General features: G+C 34.8%; 20 protein-coding genes. 9 read left to right on the top strand and 11 right to left on the bottom strand.

The features are described from left to right. From tnpA to ADJ83_RS18975, 9 genes are all read right to left on the bottom strand, one after another. Window positions 1-391: IS200/IS605 family transposase (tnpA, locus tag ADJ83_RS19015; RefSeq protein WP_048717347.1), on the bottom strand; the 391-nt coding region annotated here is incomplete at its 3' end. Between the two features lie 127 nt (window positions 392-518). After that, the gene (locus ADJ83_RS19010) at window positions 519-1,412 is read right to left on the bottom strand and encodes an OB-fold nucleic acid binding domain-containing protein (protein WP_414630347.1); all 894 of its coding nucleotides are present in this window, start codon (window positions 1,410-1,412) and stop codon (window positions 519-521) included. A 2-nt stretch (window positions 1,413-1,414) separates the two neighbouring features. Further along, entirely contained in the window at window positions 1,415-4,411 is a 2,997-nt protein-coding gene (locus ADJ83_RS19005; RefSeq protein WP_031535640.1) for an ATP-binding protein, read from the bottom strand. A gap of 5 nt (window positions 4,412-4,416) precedes the next feature. Then, window positions 4,417-5,625, bottom strand: a complete 1,209-nt coding sequence (locus ADJ83_RS19000; RefSeq protein ID WP_031535642.1) for a metallophosphoesterase family protein — start codon at window positions 5,623-5,625, stop codon at window positions 4,417-4,419. Between the two features lie 167 nt (window positions 5,626-5,792). After that, window positions 5,793-7,040 (bottom strand): ABC transporter permease, encoded by a 1,248-nt coding sequence (locus tag ADJ83_RS18995; protein WP_031535644.1) that lies wholly within the window; start codon window positions 7,038-7,040, stop codon window positions 5,793-5,795. Beyond that, window positions 7,033-7,932: an ABC transporter ATP-binding protein gene (locus ADJ83_RS18990; protein WP_031535646.1), complete on the bottom strand. Its 900-nt coding sequence runs from the start codon at window positions 7,930-7,932 to the stop codon at window positions 7,033-7,035. Before ADJ83_RS18990 ends, ADJ83_RS18995 begins: the two co-directional genes overlap by 8 nt. Window positions 7,933-8,203: 271 nt before the next feature. Then, complete coding sequence (locus tag ADJ83_RS18985; protein WP_031535648.1) at window positions 8,204-9,502, bottom strand: NCS2 family permease; 1,299 nt, start codon at window positions 9,500-9,502, stop codon at window positions 8,204-8,206. Window positions 9,503-9,775: 273 nt separating this feature from the next. Continuing rightward, a complete protein-coding gene (locus ADJ83_RS18980) occupies window positions 9,776-11,284 on the bottom strand; it encodes a coproporphyrinogen III oxidase (RefSeq protein ID WP_031535650.1) in 1,509 nt (502 codons plus the stop codon). A gap of 159 nt (window positions 11,285-11,443) precedes the next feature. Next, on the bottom strand, window positions 11,444-12,310 hold the full coding sequence (locus tag ADJ83_RS18975; RefSeq protein WP_031535653.1) for a Cof-type HAD-IIB family hydrolase: 867 nt from the start codon (window positions 12,308-12,310) through the stop codon (window positions 11,444-11,446). A gap of 436 nt (window positions 12,311-12,746) precedes the next feature. Between ADJ83_RS18975 and ADJ83_RS18970 the strand changes: the two genes are divergently transcribed. After that, the gene (locus ADJ83_RS18970) at window positions 12,747-12,950 is read left to right on the top strand and encodes an alpha/beta-type small acid-soluble spore protein (RefSeq protein ID WP_031535655.1); all 204 of its coding nucleotides are present in this window, start codon (window positions 12,747-12,749) and stop codon (window positions 12,948-12,950) included. Window positions 12,951-13,117: 167 nt separating this feature from the next. Here ADJ83_RS18970 and ADJ83_RS18965 read toward each other — a convergent pair whose 3' ends face one another. Next, window positions 13,118-13,474 (bottom strand): YlbF family regulator, encoded by a 357-nt coding sequence (locus tag ADJ83_RS18965; protein ID WP_031535657.1) that lies wholly within the window; start codon window positions 13,472-13,474, stop codon window positions 13,118-13,120. A gap of 247 nt (window positions 13,475-13,721) precedes the next feature. On the opposite strand from ADJ83_RS18965, the gene ADJ83_RS18960 reads away from it, so the two are divergent. The 7 genes from ADJ83_RS18960 (at window position 13,722) to ADJ83_RS18935 (ending at window position 21,390) form a co-directional block, all read left to right on the top strand. Beyond that, window positions 13,722-15,107 carry a YheC/YheD family protein gene (locus ADJ83_RS18960; protein WP_031535659.1) on the top strand — a complete coding sequence of 462 codons (1,386 nt, stop codon included), beginning with the start codon at window positions 13,722-13,724 and terminating at the stop codon, window positions 15,105-15,107. Next, window positions 15,100-16,200 (top strand): YheC/YheD family protein, encoded by a 1,101-nt coding sequence (locus tag ADJ83_RS18955; RefSeq protein WP_031535661.1) that lies wholly within the window; start codon window positions 15,100-15,102, stop codon window positions 16,198-16,200. The genes ADJ83_RS18960 and ADJ83_RS18955 overlap by 8 nt, the downstream gene beginning before the upstream one ends. Beyond that, window positions 16,166-17,530, top strand: coding sequence for a YheC/YheD family protein (locus tag ADJ83_RS18950; protein ID WP_048718719.1), 1,365 nt, complete (start codon window positions 16,166-16,168; stop codon window positions 17,528-17,530). The genes ADJ83_RS18955 and ADJ83_RS18950 overlap by 35 nt, the downstream gene beginning before the upstream one ends. Further along, the gene (locus ADJ83_RS18945) at window positions 17,527-18,720 is read left to right on the top strand and encodes a YheC/YheD family protein (RefSeq protein ID WP_048718716.1); all 1,194 of its coding nucleotides are present in this window, start codon (window positions 17,527-17,529) and stop codon (window positions 18,718-18,720) included. The genes ADJ83_RS18950 and ADJ83_RS18945 overlap by 4 nt, the downstream gene beginning before the upstream one ends. A 31-nt stretch (window positions 18,721-18,751) precedes the next feature. Beyond that, the gene (locus tag ADJ83_RS25925; protein ID WP_192840962.1) at window positions 18,752-18,928 is read left to right on the top strand and encodes a hypothetical protein; all 177 of its coding nucleotides are present in this window, start codon (window positions 18,752-18,754) and stop codon (window positions 18,926-18,928) included. Between the two features lie 229 nt (window positions 18,929-19,157). Continuing rightward, on the top strand, window positions 19,158-20,060 hold the full coding sequence (locus tag ADJ83_RS18940; RefSeq protein WP_031535668.1) for a PucR family transcriptional regulator: 903 nt from the start codon (window positions 19,158-19,160) through the stop codon (window positions 20,058-20,060). Window positions 20,061-20,292: 232 nt separating this feature from the next. Beyond that, window positions 20,293-21,390 (top strand): ABC transporter ATP-binding protein, encoded by a 1,098-nt coding sequence (locus ADJ83_RS18935; RefSeq protein WP_031535670.1) that lies wholly within the window; start codon window positions 20,293-20,295, stop codon window positions 21,388-21,390. 84 nt (window positions 21,391-21,474) lie between these two features. On the opposite strand, the gene ADJ83_RS18930 is transcribed toward ADJ83_RS18935, so the two are convergent. Continuing rightward, window positions 21,475-21,717: a hypothetical protein gene (locus tag ADJ83_RS18930; protein ID WP_231512503.1), complete on the bottom strand. Its 243-nt coding sequence runs from the start codon at window positions 21,715-21,717 to the stop codon at window positions 21,475-21,477. Between the two features lie 326 nt (window positions 21,718-22,043). Between ADJ83_RS18930 and ADJ83_RS18925 the strand changes: the two genes are divergently transcribed. Then, a complete protein-coding gene (locus ADJ83_RS18925; RefSeq protein ID WP_031535675.1) occupies window positions 22,044-22,247 on the top strand; it encodes an alpha/beta-type small acid-soluble spore protein in 204 nt (67 codons plus the stop codon). Window positions 22,248-22,302 lie beyond the last annotated feature (55 nt).

Here is a 22,302-nt window from a genome sequence, read left to right as displayed (position 1 = left end):
TTTGATTACGTATATATTCTTCTATTACCTTTTTGTTTCTTCCTACCGTATCTACATAATATCCTGTACACCAAAATTTTCGATTTCCATATTTATATTTCAGTTGTGCATGTCGATCAAATATCATCAAGCTACTTTTTCCTTTTAGATATCCTACAAATGCTGATACACTTAATTTTGGCGGAATACTCACTAACATATGTACGTGATCCTTACACGCTGTTGCTTCTATTATCTCCACGCCTTTCCTCTCACACAAGGTACGTAAGATTTGTCCAATATCTTTCTTTATTTTCCCGTAAATTATTTGTCTTCTATATTTTGGTGCAAATACTATGTGATACTTACAATTCCAAGTTGTGTGTGCTAAACTATTATTGTCTTTTGACATAAGGACTTCCTCCTGGCTATTTATTTTCGGTTGGCGAACCAAAAATATTTTAGCACCTTGAGGAAGTTTTTTTAATACCACGCTGTAAGCTTTTTGGAACCCTAGGCATAGCCCAGGGTTTTCTTTTCTATAAATAAGAAAAGCCCTTATTGCTAAGGGCTTCCTCTGTACTATTATATGTATTTTTACTTTTATTTCTCACACGTATATAGATAAGGGATAATACTAAATGTTGAAGTATCACTACCTCTTCTCCTTTTATCCCTAACTCATCCGCTGCTTTTCCTATTTCATTAATCATAATGGAAATATGTCCAAGCAAGTTCCCTTCCAATGTATACGAAGTGGAAATTGGTCCAGATAATTCAATTACTTTACCTAGGTCATGCAGGATAATCCCTCCATATAGTAAATCTTTATCCAAGCTTGGATAAAGGCCTGCAATTGCCTTTGCCAAATCTAGCATACTAACAACATGATAGGCTAATCCAGAAACAAACTCATGATGGTTTTTCGTCGCTGCTGGATATTGCAAAAATGCTTCCTGATGCTTCTTTACTAAATGTCTTGTAATTCTTTGAATATTAGGATTCTGCATTTCAAAAATATAGTGCGTAATTTTACTTAACATCTCATCTGTTGTTAATGGTGCAGTTTCAAGAAAATCAGCCAATCGAATGCCCTCTTCTCCTGTTGCCACCTTAATTTGGCGAATTCTTAATTGAAGCTTTCCACGATAGCTTTGAATATCCCCATTCACTTTTACAATCGTTTCCGGTCGATAGTTCTGCTCATCCATTTCCGTAGCATCCCAAAGCTTTGCTTCAATTTCCCCACTTTTATCTTGAAAAATAAGCGTCATAAACGGCTTTCCATTACTTGCGATGGCTTTTGTTGCATTCTTTATTAATAAATAGGATTCAAATTGCTCCCCAACCTCATACTGAAGTACTCCTGTTTTGTCCAACTCACTCTCTCCTTTATCTTTCTCTTTATTTAGTATAGCATGAAGACAATTCATCTTTATAAACTTGTTTCTCTTTCCTCTGCTGGTAATACATGCAAACTTTCATCAGGAAAATATTTTAGTAGATGGCGATGACAAGTAAAGAAAATAAGCTGATTCTGCTCACATTTCTTTAATAATTGAATCACTTTATCTGTTCGCTTTTCATCAAAGTTAACGAAGCTATCATCAATGATAAATGGAAAACCAAAGTTTTGATAAAATGTTTGTGCTAAAGCAATTCGAATAGATAAATATAGCTGCTCGGTCGTTCCCTGGCTTAATTCCTTCGCTTCATAAAAAAGATGGTGATGACTTTCTACTAAAAACCCAGCTCCCTCTTCCTTAGGAACGATCCGAATATATTTTCCTTCCGTTAAAAATGCGAGATTTTCTTCTGCTTTTTGCAGCATAGCAGGCAGCTGTTTTTGTTTATATTGCTCAATAGTTTTGGCCAAGAGCTGTTTTGCCACGGCAAATTTTGCCCATTCTCTCACATCTTCCTTGAATTCTGACTGAAATTGTTTAAAGGTATGTAATAAATCCGTATACGTACCTCCACTTTCAATTCTAGAAATACTAAAGTTAGTCGCTGCAACTTCTTCTACAAGTTCTTGTATGCGAGATGCTAATCGATCCAATATCCCTTTCTTTTCCTCTAACTGCAGCTCAGGATCAAGGATTTGTTGATAGACAGGAATATGATTTTTTGCTATATTAGCCATTTCTAATTGACCGTTAATAGTAGCAAGTCTTTCTTTATATTTACCTTTTTCCATTTCCATTGCAGCTTTTTCATGAAATTTCTCTTCTTCTGTTACACCGGCAATCGAAAATAGATCGTTCTTTTCTTCAAGATAGCGATTATATTCTGTTTGATATTTATCCATAGCCTCTGATAGGTCCGCTTTCTTTCTCTGCAATGCTTCTATTCGATCCCTTTTCTTTTTTTCTTCCGTTAATGCTGTTTTTAAACGGTAGCACATATTAGCGATCGTATCTTTCTCATTCTCCATAAACTGTTCAAAAAAATAGCTGATCTTGCTAATTATCTGCTCCCTTTCCTGATGAATTTCCTTAAGTTCCTGAAGATAGGAATTTCTCTCTCTATCTTTTGCTTTCCATTCTTCTATTAATAGAAATGCATCATATATTTGTTGTGTCGCTAATTCATAAGGAATTTTAAGTTCATTAGCCAATTGTCTTAACAACTTTTGATGGGAAAGAAAATTCGCCTCCCACTTTTCAAATCCCTGTAGAACTCTTTCATAGCTCTCATTTTGCTGCTCTAATTTAAATTGAAGCTGAGTGAATTTCTCTCTCCTTGTTGTATCCTCTTCTAGCTTCTGTGCCTCGTAACGAGAAACACCTTGTCCCTTTTCAAAGGTTACAAGTAGCTGAGCATGTTCTTCCTTAACAAGCGCTAATTTATGCTCCTTTTTGCGAATTTCATTTTTTGCGAGTTTTCTTCCCGAAAGGAAGACAAAAAAATAAACAACACATACGGTAAAGCAAATAATTGTTAATACCCATTGCCCAAATACCAAAGCCCCTGTTCCAACCAGCAGAAGAAATATCGATAAACCACTTGTTATTAACGTATTCTGCTTCATCCGTTTCTCTTCTAGCTTCCCTTGAGCTTCCAGTTGACTTATTTCTCTTGATAATAATTCTGCCTTCTCTTTGTTCCATCTAACCTGATGATCACTTTGTACATGCTCTTCTAATCTAGCTCTCTCCTCTTTTGGCAAGAGCTTCTGCTTATCTATCTTCACTGCTTCTTCTAAAGATTCTAAAGCTGCTTGCTCAGCCTTTAATCGCTCGTCTAGCTCTTCCTTCTGCTCCTTTAACCTCCGTTGTTTAGAAGCTGCTTGTGCGCATTGCTCTTTTAAAAAGATACTTGTATTGCTTTCCTTTAATAGAATTTCTTCTTCAATCGGTAAATGCAATTTACTTTTTAAACTATCAATTTCTTCCTCTATCTTCTTCATTTGATTTTCTACTTGAGTTTGCCGATTCTGTAACTGTTCATATACGGGGAATTTTTCCACAGCAAGTAAGATATTATGTTCAGCGCTAAGAAGTTCTTCCTGTGTAGGAATGCTTGATAGTTCTTGATCTATTTCTAAGGCTCTTGCTTCTACATTGCGAATTTCCGCTTCTATGGAGAGTAATTTTTCCTTCAGCGCTTCCCATCTAGTTAATCCATTTTGCGGGAAATGAAGCTCTTTGTAGGTAGCTAATTTTTGTTCTAATACTACCTTTTCTTGTACAATTCCTCTAATCTTAATCCATTCTTCTAATAATCGTTTTTCATGCTCTTCTTTTTTTAAATCTGCTTCTATAAGCTGTTTTTCTTTTTCTAGCTTTCTTTTCTTAGTAAGTAAGTGTTCATATTGATTATTTTCCTTCTCTGCGCTTTTTAATTGGCTATGCTTATCTCGTAATGCTTGCAGTTTTTCATTAATGGCAGGCTTCTTACCATTAGGCTTATAGCGTATATCCAATTCCTTTTGCAACTCATTTTCCACTTTCAATAAGCGGTCAGAGCCTACCGCACCAGTCGAAAACAAAAATCTTCCCAGCTCTTCTCCTCTTAATTGCTGGACATTTTGCAATCCGTGTAAATTAAAAGAAAAAATCGATTGATAAAGACCTTTATCTATTCCTGCTAATAATTCAGTTAAAAGCTCCTCTTGCCCTCTTCTCCCGTCCTCTAAAGTAACGGTCACATCCCCAGAAGATTTACCTTTGACTCTTTCGATTGTCGCAAGCCCAATTTCTGGAAAAAAGATTTCCAATTTGCCACCATATTTATGCTGAAGTTTTGGCTCATAGCGTAACTCTGTTTGCTGTTTTGTTGGGAATCCGAATAAAATACTATGAATAAAACTCATTATGGTCGATTTACCAGCCTCATTTTCTCCGTAAAACACATGAATAGGGGAGTGAATGGAAAATGTTATATTCTCTAGTTTTCCATATCCGTAAATGGTTATCTTTCTTAGTTCCATATCTGTTACCTCCCACTTTTCACAAGCATTGTAAGGAGCAAATCTTCTGCTTCTTCTGCTAGTTCTTTTTTCTCTTCGGTTGTAAGCTCTGCTAAAAATCGATGAACCTTTGGATGTTGGAATAGAGGAGCAACTGCTTCATTTAACAGTTCTGAATCTTTTGTTACAGCAAATAATTCCTCATAAAAAGCTGATTCTCTTAACAGATTCTCTTTTAGCCATACTGTATTTTCCTGTATCTTAATAGAGCTAACCCAGACAAAAGAGTCTGAATCTACCTCATCCTGCTGAAGAATTTCTAATAAATCGGAATCAAGAAAAGATTCTTCTATTCGCAATTGCTCTATCTCCAGAGTAATAATAAAAGAAGATTTTCCATCTCCTATTTCATCTATTTGTTTCCGACAAAGCATGTATAAATCATTAAATGTTTTTACAGTGCTAGCATCTATTTTCACAGTCTCCCAAATCACTTCAGATGTTGGGATAAATTCTAAACTAGCATCTCCCTCTCTTAACTCCACATAATAGCATCCTTTAATCGCTGTTTCCTTTTTATGTCGCCCTTGAATGTTACCAGGATAGACAATCGGAGGTATGCTCTCTAAAATTTCCCTTTTATGGATATGACCTAATGCCCAATAATCCATTTTTTTAGCAAGCAAATCTTTCACTTGAAAAGGAGCATAGGAACTGTGTTCAGTAGAGCCCTCTAAATTCCCATGTAAGATTCCTATATGAAAATGAGCCGGATCTCTTCGTGCGTATTCATCAATCTTTCTCTCTTTTACATGTCTGGTTTCATAACTAAAACCGTAAAGATTAACCGATAATTTATTTTTCACAAATTGTTTTACACTCACCATAGATGGAAACACATGAACATTAGGAGGTAATTCTATTTGTACCCAGCTTCCATTTAAATGGTCATGATTTCCATGGACAAGATATACCTCAATTTGCTTTTCTTCTAAACGCAGCATTTCATCTCGAAAACGTATTTGTGCTTTGATACTTCTGTCTTCCCCATCGTATATATCTCCAGCAATAATCATAAAATCTACCTTTTTGCTAATTGCTGTGTCAATAACTTTTTTAAATGCGGTAAACGTACTTTCTTTTAATTTAGTATGCAGTGTTACAGGCAAATTCTTCAACCCAACCATCGGACTGTCTAAATGTAAATCTGCACAATGTATAAAGGATATTTCCATACTCTCACGTCCTAAAGCTATTTGCTTCTATTTTACCATGCCAAAAATACGAATGCACGTTCTTATCTTCTCTTAGTCAGTGTTTTTAATAGAATACCTTCGTTTATCGTTATTAGTTAGATTACTCCACAAAAAAAAGCCCCACTATTCATGAGGCTTTTTTATGTTTATTCTTTTTTTGTAAGCTGCAGAGCTTTTTTAATATCTTTATAAGAATTTGATTTTCCATACATCAGTACTCCGCCTTTATATACTCTTGCCCCAAATATAGCAAGAATCATAATAGTAGCAACTAAAATAATGATACCTAAAATCGGCTCCCAAAAAGCCAGATTCAACATTCCTACTCTCATAAACATTAGCATTGGAGTGAAGAATGGGATATAAGATGTGATGGTTACAAACGTATTGTCTGGTGCACTTAGCCCGAACATAGCAATCATAAATCCTGCAACAATTAATAATGTCATTGGTGTAATCATTTGCTGAACATCTTCAATTCTGCTTACAAGTGATCCAAGCAATGCAGCAAGTGTAGCATATAGGAAATAGCCTAAAATAAAGAAGATAGCAGCATAAATAATCGTGCTTACAGGTACTTCGCTAAATCCTAAGAATCCTTCCATTGACCCCATGCTATCATTGCTTGTTAAAGAAAAATAACCAACAATCATTAATAACGCAAGTTGAGTCAAGCTTAATAAACCAACTCCTAGTATTTTAGCAAACATATGTTTAATCGGAGATACACTTGAAATTAAAATCTCCATCACACGCGATGATTTTTCCGTCGCTACTTCTGTTGCAATCATTCCAGAATATAAAACAACAGCAAAATATATTAAGAATAAAAGAATGTAAACTAATCCTCTCGCTTGACTTAATTCTTCCTCTGTCTTTGCATCTTTTACAAGAGCAATTTTCTCAAAGGAAACAGGCTCATTCAATTTAACGAGCTGCTCATTTGTTAAATTAAGCTGATTAGCTGCTAATTGATTTTTAACTAGTTGAATACTATTTAATAAATTATCAGAAAGAGACGATTCCGCAATATCCATCGTATAATAGGTGGCTACTGGTAATTTGCTCGAATCAACATCTACAATCAGCAAACCACTATAGTTGCCTTCTTCTACTTCTTTTTTAGCTGATTCTTCACTATCTTCAAATGAAATAAGTTTGACATCCTCATTCATCGTCTGTATTGCCTCTTGAATGACTGGTAATAGTGAGGAACTCTGGTCGATAACTGCCACTTCTGTTTTTTCGTCTTCTCCAGAAAATGTCTCAATAATGGTAGTAAGATTTGTAAGTGCAATAACCAATATTAAAGTGATAGCTGTTGTGATGAGAAAGGATTTTGTTTTAAACTTGCTTAGAAAGGTGTGAAAAAGGATAATCCAAAAACTATTCAAGAGAAGCACCTACCTTTTCGATAAAAATATCGTTTAAAGAAGGCTCTTCTAAGGCAAATTTGCGGATAAAGCCTTTTCCAACAATATCCTTTAAAATTCTCTCTGCAATTTCCTCTCCCTCAATCTGAAGAGAAACTCCCTCTGCTTTCTCCTTTAATTTTAATACGCCTGGATATCGGATTAAATGCGTTAAATCAAAATCAGCATGGATGGTTACATTTTTCTTCCCAAAGCTTCTTTTAATTTCTTTAAGCGCGCCATGAACAACAGGTTTTCCTTTATGCATGATGCACAAATGCTGACATAATTCCTCCACATGCTCCATTCGGTGACTGGAAAAAACAATACTCGTTCCATTATTTTTTAAATCAACGACAGCACTTTTTAATTGCTCAACATTTACTGGGTCTAAACCGCTGAACGGCTCATCGAGAATTAATAGTTTCGGCTTATGTAAAACAGCACTGATAAATTGGATTTTTTGCTGATTTCCTTTGGAAAGCTCCTCCACTTTTTTATCTATATATTCAGGAACTTTAAAACGGTCAAGCCAATATTCCAATTCCCTTAAAGCAGCCTTTTTTTCCATCCCTCTTAGTCTAGCTAAATAGACAAGCTGGTCACGTACTTTTAATTTTGGATATAACCCTCTTTCTTCTGGAAGATATCCAATATAAGGACTTGTGGAATAATTAATCGGTTTATCATCCCATGTTATTTGCCCATCTGTACTTTCCAAAATACCTAGGATCATGCGAAAAGTCGTTGTCTTACCCGCCCCATTTCCTCCTAAAAAGCCGAACATTTCATTTTCAGGAATGGAAATGGATAAATCATCCACTGCAGTGAACGAACCAAATTTTTTTGTCACGTTTTTTAACTCTAAAGACACAGAATCCCCTCCTCACTCCTCTATACGGTTTAAGATTGTAAAAGGTTTCATTGTATACGGATGTTACTACTATTTTTGATAACTCACCATATATATTTTCATCCTCTACGTTTGGATTTATTCTTTTCCCATATAAAGTAGTTAACTAAGAGCCTTTCTCCTTCACCCCATGTGGAAAATTCGCCAGAAGCTATGTCGTCAAGCAAGAAACTAACTCTATAAAAAAAGCTGCTGATAAGCTCTATTGAGTCTATCAGCAGCTTTTTTCCTATTAATGTGGTAAAAATACTAATTGATAAAGGAATAACACAGCAAACACATATACTAATGGATGTACCGTTTTGCCCTTCCCTTTTACTAGTTTTAATAATGGATAGGAGATAAAGCCAAGTGCTATTCCGGTTGCAATGCTTGATGTAAGTGGCATGCTTAAAATAACCAAAAATGCTGGAAAAGCTTCATCAAATTCATTCCATTTTATATCACTTATCGATCCCATCATTAAGCTTCCTACAATAATCAATGCAGGTGCAGTTATAGCAGATAATCCAGATATACTACCTACTAACGGTGCAAAAAAGGCAGATAAAATAAATAATACGGATACAGTGACCCCTGTTAACCCAGTACGTCCACCTGCAGCCACACCTGAAGTAGATTCAATAAATGCTGTTGTTGGGCTTGTTCCAAACATCGCCCCAACAGATGTTCCAAGTGAATCAGCAAGTAGGGCTTGTCTTGCTTTAGGCAATTTATTGTTTTTCATGAGTCCTGCTTGTTCTGCTACACCAACCATTGTTCCCGTAGTATCAAAAATCGTTACCAATAAGAAAGAAAAAACGACGGCATATAGCCCATGTTGAATAACATCGCCAAACGCAGTAAATGGATTACTGATAATAAGCCCTTCTGGCAAATGTGGTGTTGCCATAATCCCATTGTCAAAAGATAAGAATCCAGTGAAATAAGCGATAATGCTTGTTGCAATCATCCCTATGAATAAAGCTCCTTTTACATTCAAGCTAAACAGAATGATGGTGATAGCCAAACCGACCAATGCCAGAATAACGGTAGTCGACTTAAAATCTCCTAAGCCAACAAGATTTTCTGCATTGTCCACAATAATTCCTGTTTGTCTTAATCCAATAAAAGCAATAAACAACCCAATCCCCGCTGTAATGCCATGCTTTAAATTATCTGGTATTGCTAGTATCAGTTTTTCTCTAAAGGATGTTAAAGACAGAATTAGAAAGATAATACCTGCAACAAACACTGCTGATAGAGCAACTGTATAATCAACATTATTATTTCCGACCACCGAAAAGGCAAAATAGGCATTTAACCCCATCCCAGGTGCGATTGCAATTGGATAATTGGCGAAAAGAGCCATCCATAATGTTCCTAAAACTGCTGCAATAATCGTCGCAAGAAACACTTGATCGAACGGAATTCCTGCTTTTGATAGAATATCTGGATTGACAACTACTATATAAACCATTGTTAAAAAAGTAGTGAATCCAGCCATTAACTCCGTTTTCACGGTAGTATTATTTTGCTTTAAGTTAAACATAAAAGACCTCCAAAAAACGAACATTTAAAAACAACATTTTCTATGTTATTCGTTTTTAACACAAAAAGCAACTATTTTTCTTGATAAAAAAATGTCTATTTAGTGAAAAGCATTTATTAGTTTGACACTAGCTATTCTTTTCCATACGAAAAATAAAGGCGGGAACATAGAAAAAAATCTACCAGAACGAAAAATGGTTCTAATAGATTTTATTTTATTCCGCGTCCAAGACAAACAACGCAGATATTTTGACTCAGAAAAATTTATTAATCCTTATTTTGAAGCTTCTAATGAAAAATGTTCGTTTAACAATGCTATTTTTTTATCTGTATATTCCTCGAAGCTTTCATTATATGTTTTTGGATGCTTTGGATTAGAAAATTGTGTAATCTTCCCAGTAACAGGGTGGATAAATTTACTGGACGCTCCACAACCTACACCAATTACCGTCTGCAATTCTTCCATCATCATAATATTATAGATACTTTCTTGGTTTTTCTTTGAATAGCCGACATTCTCTAAATTCCCCAGAATATTTTTTTGACGGTATAAATAGTATGGTACATAATCATATTCCTCTGTCCATTCTTCTGCCATCTTCATCATTTGCTGAATTTCTTCTCTATCTGCTACCTTATATCTTGATTTATTTCGAGTCATTTCAGATGCACGTTTAAAAGATAAGGTATGAACAGTCAATGATTCAGGCATTAACTCTTCCGTCTTATCAAGAGAATACTTAAACTCCTCTATTCCTTCACCAGGAAGACCAATTATTAAATCCATATTAATATTATTCATTCCGTGCTTACGCGCTAAATGATACTTTTCAATTGTTTCTTCCACTGTATGATGTCTGCCAATTGCTTTTAAAGTTTGTTGTGTATACGATTGTGGATTAATACTAATGCGATCAATATTATATTTTTTTAGAACTTCCAGCTTTTCTGGGGTAATCGTATCGGGTCTTCCCGCTTCGACCGTTATTTCACGAATGTTTTCGACATTCGGAAAAGAAGCATGCATGCGCTCATAAAGCATGTCCATTTCTTCTGCCGAGATACTTGTTGGTGTACCGCCACCATAATAAACGGTTGTAATATTAATATTTTTCTCTTTCAGCCACTCGCCGATTTTTTCCATTTCATAATGAAGCCCACCTAAAAAGGAAGAAACAGAACCTTGACGTCCATTAATCGCGTATGCAGGGAATGTGCAATAAGCACATTTTGTCGGACAAAACGGAATGCCAATATAGATGCTTACTTCTTTTTTTAAATCATATAAATCAGGGATCACCGCTAGTTGCCGATCGATAATTTTCTGCATTAAATGGATTTTTTCTTCTGACATTAAATATTCCTCGCGAAGAGCCTGATGTGCCTCCTCTGTGGGAGTTTGGGTTTGCATATGTCGATGAAGGAGCTTCGTCGGACGAATCCCTGTTAATATTCCCCATTTTTGCACCATACCTGTGTATTCTTGCAACATTAATAAGTAGCTTTTTGAAATAGCTTTTTTCATTTGCTTAAATATTTCTTTATCAGTTAAATGGCTAAGATCTGCATTGCTTTCAAATGTAGTTCCTTCTTCTAGTTCATCTAGCTTCCCTTTTACAAAAAACACATTTCCAATGCTTTCTGTTTCAAATCGAACATGAAGGTCTGCCTTTTCTTCTGCTCTATAAAGCACTTTTGTATCTTCAAAAAATAGATTAGCTATATGCTCTAATGGCCTTATATAACGTTCATCTGTTAATCCTTGTATATATATAACTTTCATAATCATTCAACTCACCTTTATTCAAAAATAATGCTTCCTTATCCGATTATACTTTAGTCTACAAAAAGTAACTAGAAAGGTCAAAAAACTTTGTAAAGAAAAGCTAAAAGAGGAGAAGCCCTATAATGACTTCTCCTTTAGTAAAAATATAAATAATGGCTATTTAATAATATTCATTTTTCGTAAAAATTCAATTGGCTGCTGTTTACGGAAATGCTCTTTTACCATATAGGCAACGCCATCTTGGTTATTCGATCTCGTTACCCAATCTGCAGCAATTTTCACCTGATTTGATGCATTTCCCATTGCTACGCCAAGACCAACTGTTTCAATTAGTTCTAAATCATCCAACCCATCACCTATAGCAACCATTTCACTACTCTTAATTCCGAGTTTCTCCCCCAAATATAACAAGCCATTAAGCTTAGACACGCCAGCTGGCAAAATATCTAAGCGCAACTCATTATGCTGAACAACATAAATATCATCAAACATTTTTTCAAGCACTTCTTTTGCATCCTGACAATCTTTTTTCTCTTCAAAATATACTTCCATTTTAGGTGGGCTTACTGGTTCTTCTAATAAAACATCACTTAAAACATCGACGAATTGGTGGGAATAAAAAACAGGATCACCGGAAGATAAGACTGTCTTTGCAAGCATATTATGATGGAGCTTTGATTTATTAGCTAGTGAGAACTTTTCATGTACTAAGCGAATTTGGCAGATAAATCCTTCTAAAAATCGAACAATATCTGCTGTTAAATCTTCTGCTATTCGTTTCACAAAAATGGTATCGTCATCATGATTGGAAACTAATGCTCCTTCATGTGCAACGATATAACTATCCAATTTTAACGCTTTAGCTACCTTTTTTGCAGATGGCAAGCTCCTAGCAGTTACAAGCGTTACATAAATTCCTTTTTGCTGAACATATTCAACTGCTTCCTTCGTCGATTTTGTTAAACGCCCATTTGATTGAAGGAGAGTACCATCGATATTTAAAGCTAATAAGCGATAAATCATAAAATCCCCCATTTCTTCGATGTAGATGTATTGTCTTTATATATCATTTATGTGAGAAACAAGCATATTAGAACTTTTGACAGAAGATTAACAGAAGATATAGCGATTTATTGTGGTTATTTCTAAAAGGTTAGTAGCTATGAAAATTAATTTAAAATCGAGAGTGGAATGGAGCGGAAGAAAGTTGACTCCTGCGGGAAATAGAGGAAAGGCTGAGACCCCGCAGGCAAAGCCGAGGAGGCTCAGGTTCCTCCCCGCGGAAAGCAACTTTCTGGAGCGAAATGGAACGAACCTGTTTTTAACGATAACTGCATAAAAACAACATTTTATTTCCTATGGAAAAAATTACTTTTTGCTTTTTTGCATAAAAAACGTGATTTTTTTTAAAATAATAAACGTAACACAAATTAAATCACTCAAGGAGGAAACATTCATCATGGCAAATAACAATTCATCAAATCAATTATTAGTTCCAGGAGTATCTCAAGCATTGGATCAAATGAAATATGAAATTGCATCAGAGTTTGGAGTAAACCTTGGTGCTGAAACTACTTCTCGTGCTAACGGTTCAGTAGGTGGCGAAATCACTAAAAGATTAGTACAAATGGCTGAGCAACAACTTGGCGGAAGCAAGTTTTAATTAAAAAATATTTTAATTAAATAGATATGACTTTAGGAGGATGGCATTTCGCCATCCTCCTATTATTTTATCCACTTTCCCTATGATTTTTAGTACTTGGCATTCAATCTCTATGCTTTTCTCCATAAAAAAACCCCTACATAAGCAGAGGATTTTCGTTTGTCTTATTATTGTTGTTGTGCTGGTCCATATAACTCTTCTAATGGTTTCATGATAATTTGATTTAATTCACCAATTAACACACTCATGCGTTGTTCTGCAGCCATTAGCTTTGAAATACTTTCATGTTGTTGAACAAGTGCCACTGTTTTTTGTGCTTGTTCTACTTCTTCTTGAGTAATTTCTTGACCTGCCATTTGCTTTTGCTGAAGCTGTAGTTGAATATTACGGAAATTATCAAACATTGCTTTTGCGGAAGGATCTCCATTTACCGTATCATACATTGTTTTCAATTCTGTATATTCATCACTTTGACGAATCGCTTTCTCTAATTCATTTGCAGGGTCATGTACATTTACTGCCATTAAAACAACTCCTTTATTTAACAATTGTCTCCACTATAACAAACTATGCATCATAATACCAGAAATACCTTTATTTCAGAAATATAGGAAAAGTATCTATGCCTGTATCAGCTTTGAGCTTGAGCCAGTGAAATCTTTTTTCAAAGTTATCACAACTTAGCTATATTTTCATACGATATATCAGCACCAAAATAGGCGAATGTCAGTATCGCTCTTCCTAAATTGAAAAAACAAATGGGGAATCTGAATGACACTTAAATTTTTGCAACTATTTAAAAAAGACGATTTTCAAGAAGCTTTAGATGGATTATCTATAGCTATCAGTCCCTCTTTGCTAAAATTTTTAAACATAAATTTGAATGAGCCTGTGTATGTATGTCTAGCTAAAAGGAATGTTCAAGTTGCAGTTCAAACACATTCTCTTGAAAAGCAAGATATTGTGTTTAGTACTGATTTAGAAAAGAGTTTACTACTTCCAAAGGAAATCGATACTTTTCTCATCCCATATTTTAACAAAAATCAATTAATCCATTTAGGCCCAGTGATTGGCATATTAACAGAAATTAACGATGATAAGAAAGAAATCATATTTCCTAGCATTCAACATTTATGCAAGGAATTAACAGAAGAATTAACTCAAATAGGTGGATTCTTTTATCTTTTTGGACTACAAAATGTTCAAGAGGATAAAATGAACGGATATTTTTTTCATCATAACACTTGGAATAGGCTGGACTTCCCTTATCCTCATGTTATTTATAACCGGCTTCACTCTCGAAAAGCAGATTCTAGCACCGCCTTTTTAAAGCTTAAAAAATTACTTGAGGAAAAAGATATTCCTATTTTCAATAGCAGATTTTTTTCAAAAGATGAAACCTATCAACTTCTAAACAAAAGTGCAACAATGCATGAACATTTACCTGTAACAAAGGAACTCACCTATCAAAATTTTATCTCCATGCTAACATTCCCACTTCTTTATGTTAAACCAGTTCATGGTAGCCAAGGTAGAAATATCATTCATATTGAACACTTAAACAATGGATTTTCTGCAACTATTTCTTCTGGAAAAAGAAAAGGGATAACTAAACTATTTTCAGATGAAGAAAAGCTATGGAAATGGCTAGAAGGTTATGCCAAGCGAAGAAGCTATATATGTCAGCAAGGAATTGATTTTTTCAAATCAAATGGGCGCTCTCTTGACTTCCGTATTCTTTGTCATAAAAATTACCAAGGCAACTGGAGCATTACCTCCATTGTTGCAAGAATTGCTCAAAAAAATGCGATCGTTGCAAATTTGGCCCAAGGTGCAGAAATGAAGCCAGCAAAAGTCGTGTTACATGAATTACTGACTACAGAAAAAGCAGTACAGAAAATAGAAGAGTTAAAAGCATTAGCTTTAGAGATAGCAGCTATCCTTAGTGAAAATACAGATGGATACTTAGGAGAATTAGGTATCGATATTGGTATGGATAAACAAGGTCATCTGTGGGTTATCGAAGTAAATTCCAAACCTTCTAAGAAATTAGAAGAACATATTGAAAAAACAAGGCCATCTACGAAAGCTTTGCTTGAATATTTTATTGCACTTTCCTTTTCCCCTTGTTTAAAGGAGATATCAGAAGATGAATAAATTTGGAATTATGTCATTATCCTTAGAGCATGAAAACAAATACATTCACGAAATAGCAAAATATGGACGCGATTATCATTTAACGATCTATCATTTTGTCCCATCCACCTATCATCCCTTTACACATACTGTAAAAGGAAAAGAATATATGCCAGACTCAGATACTTGGATAGAATCAGAATTCCCAGTTCCTACTATTCTATATGATCGTTGTTTTTATCATGATGATTCTCATTCTATCCAATGCAAAAATATTATTCAATGGCTAAAAAAACAGCCTAATATCACCTTTATCGGCAATGGATTACCAAATAAATGGCAACTATATCAAGTATTGCGCGAATCAAAGCTTGCAGCATATCTTCCAGAAACATTTCTCTTACAAGCAGCAAATCAAGTTAATTTTCAGAGCTTAAATCCAATAATCATAAAACCGATAAACGGCTCCCAAGGAAATGGACTATTTTTTATCAAGAAACAAAAAGAAGGTATATTGGTAAAAACGGATAAAAAAGATAAAACCGTAGAAAAGTTATTTTCTGATCGGATAACTTTTAATAAATGGCTTAATCAGCTTTTAAAAAGAAATGCTTATTTAATGCAAGCATATCTTCCACTGTCAAACAAAGACGAACAACCATTTGATATTCGTGCTCTTATGCAAAAAAACGTGAAGGAAGAATGGGAAGTCGTTGAGAAAGGAGTCCGTATTGGGGAAAAAGGGAGAATCATCTCAAATTTAAGTGCTGGTGCATCGATTGTTGCCTTTGATGATTGGTTTTTGTCCATTCACATTAAATTAAAAAGCTTTCTTAAACAGGAAATAGAGGAAATATTTTCACTCCTTCCTTCCATATTAGAAAGTTCTTTCTCTCCATTATTTGAAATCGGCGTAGATATTGGTATTACCCCAAATGGCTCCTTATGGATTCTTGATGTAAATTCAAAGCCAGGCAGAAAAGTAATCACGACAGCCTATCCTCATCTAAGCGAGAAACTTTATAAAGCTCCTGTCCTTTATGCTGCTAAATTAGCTGATGATAAAAGGAGGAATATGGATGAAAAAGCTATATCCTATCGAAATAATAACTGATAGCGAAAATACAGTCTACTTACCAACTGACTTTGATATAAACACAGATTTAAAAATACTTGCTTTTGGCACTGCAAGTAAGGAAGCAACGATCAAAAAACAGAATAAATCAAGAAATACGGTAGGAATTAGTTCCAATCTATTTAATGACTTGCATTTCCCATCGTCCACTTCTAATATTCATTTATTTGTGGTTAATGAGACGTTATACGCAGGTCCACTACTAGGAATATTCACATCCGGATTTTCAACTATAAAAGTGCGTCCAATCGGAGATCGTTCCATTTTATTTTCAAAGCTTCTTTCTGTGCAAAAAACAGTTGGTGTCATAGCCTTCCTATTTGGGGAGCAACATGTTAATTGGGATAATGGTACCATTAATGGACTATTTTATGAGGATGGCTGGAAATCAGTAGAGGTTCCTTTCCCAAATGTTATTTATGACCGCATACCTAATCGCAGAATTGAAAACCTAAACAAAATTCAAGCCGTTAAAAACAGATTGCAACAGGAATATTCGATTCCTTGGTATAATCCAGGCTTCTTTAATAAATTGGATATTTATGAAAGATTACTGCAAGATGATAATATTTCCGATTATTTGCCAGAGACCCATGCACTCACTAATTTTTCTGTTATCGAAAGAATGCTCTCAAACTTTGGCAATGTATATATTAAACCAAAAAACGGGAGTCTTGGAAAAGGGATTTACCAGCTATTGTATGATAAAAAAGATGGCTATTACTACACCCGCTTTAAAGATATAGACCAAGGTAATCGGCTTATGAAATTTGACCATTTAGAAGCATTAATGAATCATTTATTCGATAAGCAAAACTTATCTCATTACATCGTTCAACAAGGCATTCACTTAATTCGCTCGGAAAAAAAGTCAGTCGATTTTCGGATTCATACAAATAAAAATAAAGATGGACAATGGGAAATGACTGCAATTGCAGCAAAAATTGCTGGTGCAGGAAGTGTAACTACACATCTTAATAATGGAGGAATAGTTAAAGCAATGGATGAATTAGCGGATACAGATTTAAAAAGCGAAGAAATGATAAATAAACTTACTAAAGCATCCTTGCAAATCAGTAAAGCTCTAGAAAAGCAGATGGAAGGATATATTGGCGAAATCGGATTCGATTTAGGATTGGATCGCAAAGGGCGTGTCTGGTTATTTGAGGCGAACGCTAAACCTGGAAGAAGCATCTTTAAACATCCCTCTCTAAAAAAATTCGATCTGGAAACACGCCGAAAATCCCTAGAGTACGCAGTCTTTCTAATGGAACAAAGCATCCTTAGTCTTGAGGATATTTATCAATGAATATTTATTATGATTCCGAAAAAGAATGTTGGTATACAGATTCAACAAAAAATTACTTTTTTGGATCATCTAAAATGCGATTATCTTTCGCGAAGCCTCCTTCCAATCATGTAGCTTTTCCGATTGTCGAATACCAGAATAAGGTTGGCCCATTAATTGGCATTATGATTGCAAAAAATAAGCAGGACAAATTAATAGGGAATGGTGCGCTTTTTAAGGGGATTCAGAAACAGCTGCAGCTTTCAGGCGGGATTGTCGTCATCTTTCCGCCTGAAAATTTACAAAGAGATGAGCTGACAGGCTATATTTTTTGTTCCATTCAAAATAAGTGGATTAAAGCAATTACACCATTGCCAGACATAGTTTATAACCGAGTGCCATTTCGAAACACAGAAAAGCAAGAGGTCTTCCAAAATGCCGTATCTTTTCTAAAAAAAAATGGAATCCCTTTTTTTAATCCATCCTTTATAAATAAATGGGAACTTTATGAGCTATTTAGCGAGCACCCTTTGTTAAATAGGCACATACCGAAAACATCACTATTAGAGAGAAAAGAGGATTTTGTTGCTTTTTTTCATGCATATAAAAAGATCTATTTAAAACCAATTGAGGGATCTAAGGGGAATCATATTTATCGCATAAGACTAGAAAAAGAGCATTCCATCCAAGTAAGTACAACGAAGGAAACAGCTTTTTTTTCTTCGATAGATGAAGTTTGGAATCAGTATTATCAAGAATGGTCCCAAAAGAAATTTCTTATCCAAGAAGGTATTGACGGAGCATTATATAAAGGAAGCCGCTATGATTTCCGCCTGTTAGTCATGTTTGAAGAAAATCGCTATGTTCTATCAGGAGTTGGCGTAAGACAGGCAAATCAACAAGATGTAACAACTCATATTCCATCAGGCGGAAAACTACTGGCCTATCGTGAAGTAGCGCAAAAGGAACATGATCTATTTTTCGAAAAACTAGTCAACCATTGTGGAGAGGTTTTAACAAAAAAATATGGTTTCATAGGTGAATTCTCGATTGATGCTTGTGTAGATAAAGAAGGCAATTATTATCTTTTTGAAATCAATGCAAAACCAATGTTATTTGATGAAGTAGAGATTGAGGAAAAAAGATGCAAGCAACTAGTAAAGCTCTTTTATACATTGACTAATTTTCCCTCCAAGAATAAAACTAATTAAAATACTCATCCTAATGGTAGGAGGGATTTTCATGAAAAGAGCAAAAAAAGATCTTGAATTTGAAGGCAAGGACGAAGCCTATTTAGATATTGACCGTATGATTAATGAAGGATTAGCTGGCGGTACGGTTTTCAATAGAGAAGAAAATGCTAATATCGAAGAAGCAAGAGAGCTGACTAAAGAAGAACCACCTCATATAAGCAAATAAACCCATTCAGCATCCCCTTAATTAGTGATTTTATATGAAAGGGGATGCTTTTTTAGCTTTATCTCGGTTAATGTTAGTTTTTATCAGCCAAACTTCGGTTTTTTCAGCCAATACTGAATTTATTTCAGCCAAACTCTCCCTCCACAAACGCCCCCACTTGCCCCATTTCTATAAAAAGTTATAAAATAAAATTATGATAATGTTTTTACTATTTCGGAGGTAACATTAATTGAAGCATAAAATATTAGCTTATTATAAACATAGCTTGGAGCAATCAACGCCTCCAGCCCCGTCTCAGCTTTCTGATTATCATTGGTTCAAGACTAATTTTCAAGATGATTGGATTGGCATTCTAAAGCAGGAGATCGATGAATCTCAGCTAGAATTATTAAAAGCATGCTATGATTTTTTCGAACCTGATGAAACATTAAAGAAAGAAGAGTATACCTGGAATCAATATCTTTATTTCAATGGAGAAAAGCCTGCTTTTAAAAATGTTGAAACCATACGTTTCATCCAGTTTCAAATTAAAGGAAATTCTGTTTCTCTTGAAAAAAAATTGATTGAGTCTGCCTTTGAAGGATTTATAGATACAAATAGTCTTATTATATGGAATGGCTTAAGTGAAGGTGTGGTCATTGAGCAAAATGCACAATATTTAGAAGAGGAAGATTTACTTGCTCTTGCGCAAGCTTTACAATCCGATTTCTTTTTTTCCATTTGTTTTTATTTAGGAAAAGAAATGAAGCTAAGTAGTCCAATCCCCACAATATTTGGACAAGAAAGAAACTTATTTTCAAAAGGCTTGGCATTTATGCCAAAATCAAATGTACTCAGTATGGAAACGATTCTCCCAAACCTATTAATCAGCCGACTAAGAGAAGACGAACTTCATTTATTTAAAGAATGGTTCTCGATATTTGATGAAGATAAAGAACTTCTGCTGACCATTAAAACATTCATAGAAAACAATGGACACAGCACCAATACAGCCAAACAATTATTTATCCACCGCAATACATTACAATACCGCCTTGATAAATTTACTGAAAAAACAGGATTTGACTTAAAAAATTATCATAGTTACATAACAACCTATCTTGCTTGCTTATATTATACAAGTGGAAGATAGCACTTTTCCAAAGCCATTATTGGCTTTTTTCTTTTGCATCCCCTCTTATTCTCCACCCAAATAAACATTGCCTATAGATTATTTGCTATAAAAACGAGCGAATTCACCTGATTATACAAGTTCTTAGGCATTTTGCTCAAAATTATGTAAGCGTTTTTCATGCAATTCGCCAATTTGAAAACGGTATCAAAAGTGTTAAAGTATAACTATAAAACAGTAGGGGGAGAACAAAATGGCAGAACTAGTGTTAAAGAATATTTATAAAATTTATGATGAAAAAGTAGAAGCGGTTAAAGATTTTAATTTACACATTCAGGATAAAGAATTTGTCGTATTTGTTGGTCCTTCTGGTTGCGGTAAATCAACAACTCTTCGTATGATTGCAGGTCTTGAAGATATTTCAAAAGGTGATTTCTTTATTGATGAATTACGTGTTAACGATGTTGCTCCAAAAGATCGCGACATTGCGATGGTTTTCCAAAACTATGCACTATATCCACATATGACTGTATATGATAATATGGCATTCGGATTAAAACTTCGTAAATTCCCTAAAGCGGAAATTGAAGAAAGAGTAAATAACGCTGCAAAAATTCTAGGATTAGAAGAATACTTAAAAAGAAAACCAAAAGCATTATCCGGTGGACAACGTCAAAGGGTTGCACTAGGCCGCGCCATTGTTCGTGATGCAAAAGTATTCTTAATGGATGAGCCATTATCAAACTTAGATGCTAAATTACGTGTACAAATGCGTGCTGAAATTTCAAAGCTTCACCAAAGACTACAAACGACTACTATTTATGTAACGCATGACCAAACAGAAGCGATGACAATGGCAACAAGACTTGTTGTTATGAAAGATGGAGTTATCCAACAGGTTGGTGCTCCAAAAGAAGTATACGAAAAACCGGAAAATGTTTTTGTTGGCGGATTTATTGGTTCACCAGCAATGAACTTCTTTGAAGGAAAAGTAGTCGACAATAAAATGGTAATTGGCGATAGTTCTTTCATCATTCCAGAAGGAAAATTAAAAACATTGCGCGAACAAAATTATGTTGGTAAAGAAGTTATCTTCGGTGTTCGTCCAGAAGATATCCATGATGAATTAGTATTTATAAGCAGTTCAGAAAATACAAGCTTTGACGCAAAAGTAGATGTATTTGAATTAACAGGTGCAGAGAGCCTTGTGTACTCTACTCTATCTGGAAAAGAATTTGTTGCTCGCTTAGATTCAAGAGCCGACCTTCAAGCTGGTCAATCAGTTAAATTAGCGTTTGATATGAATAAAGGTCACTTCTTCGATAAAGAAACAGAACTTCGTATTCGTTAATTGCATACTAAACAAAAGGCTTACCTTGCTATATATGCTCGGTAAGCTTTTTTACTATTAGATACAATGGTCTCCAAATCATTTTTATTCCTTTATTAATAAAATTTCTTCCTGCCCACAATGAGGACACTGTATAAAATGAGGACATAAATGTGCAGATAAATCTTGATAGCCATCTTCTAACTTCATCTGATCAATTGGCATATATGCACTATAGTCATCATAATAGTCCATCACTCTCCCCCTGTCTTCCACTTGATATCCACAGTTCGTACAAGGCTTTTCTAAGCTTTCCATCCCATTACAAATCGGACATATTGAGCCCACTTTATATTCACCTTCCTTTTTTCCACAATCCGGAGACATTAAGTAGTGCCTTAAAGAGAAAATGCACTTTATTCTGCCTTTAGTTTCTGTATTGAAATAGAAACTATCCAACTGTTGTAAAAGGAATTAATTTCCTCCATTTTTTGTTGAATAAGAACAAGAAATCCATCCATAATAATAGTACAAGCAACAACCAAGGCAACAACTAACCAGCAAAATGCCATATCTATTAATGGGTTACACCTAGTGGTAGTAAGAATTCTCTTACAACTGGTGCAATTCCAGTTAACCCAACCAAAAAAACAACTAGAAGGAGCTGGAACACAATGGCAAACAACAATTCTTCAAATCAACTATTAGTACCAGGAGTATCTCAAGCTCTAGACCAAATGAAATACGAAATTGCATCTGAATTCGGTGTAAACCTAGGTGCAGAAACTACTTCTCGCGCTAACGGATCTGTTGGTGGAGAAATTACAAAACGCTTAGTACAAATGGCTGAAAAGCAACTAGGTGGATTTCAAGGCTAATAACAATTTAATATAATGGCTAAAGCCCTCCTACATTTAGGAGGGCTTGCTTATG

This window comes from Bacillus sp. 522_BSPC, from assembly GCF_001076885.1.
Classification (GTDB): Bacteria; Bacillota; Bacilli; order Bacillales; family Cytobacillaceae; genus Niallia; species Niallia hominis.
This window is presented reverse-complemented; position numbering and strand designations above follow the sequence as displayed.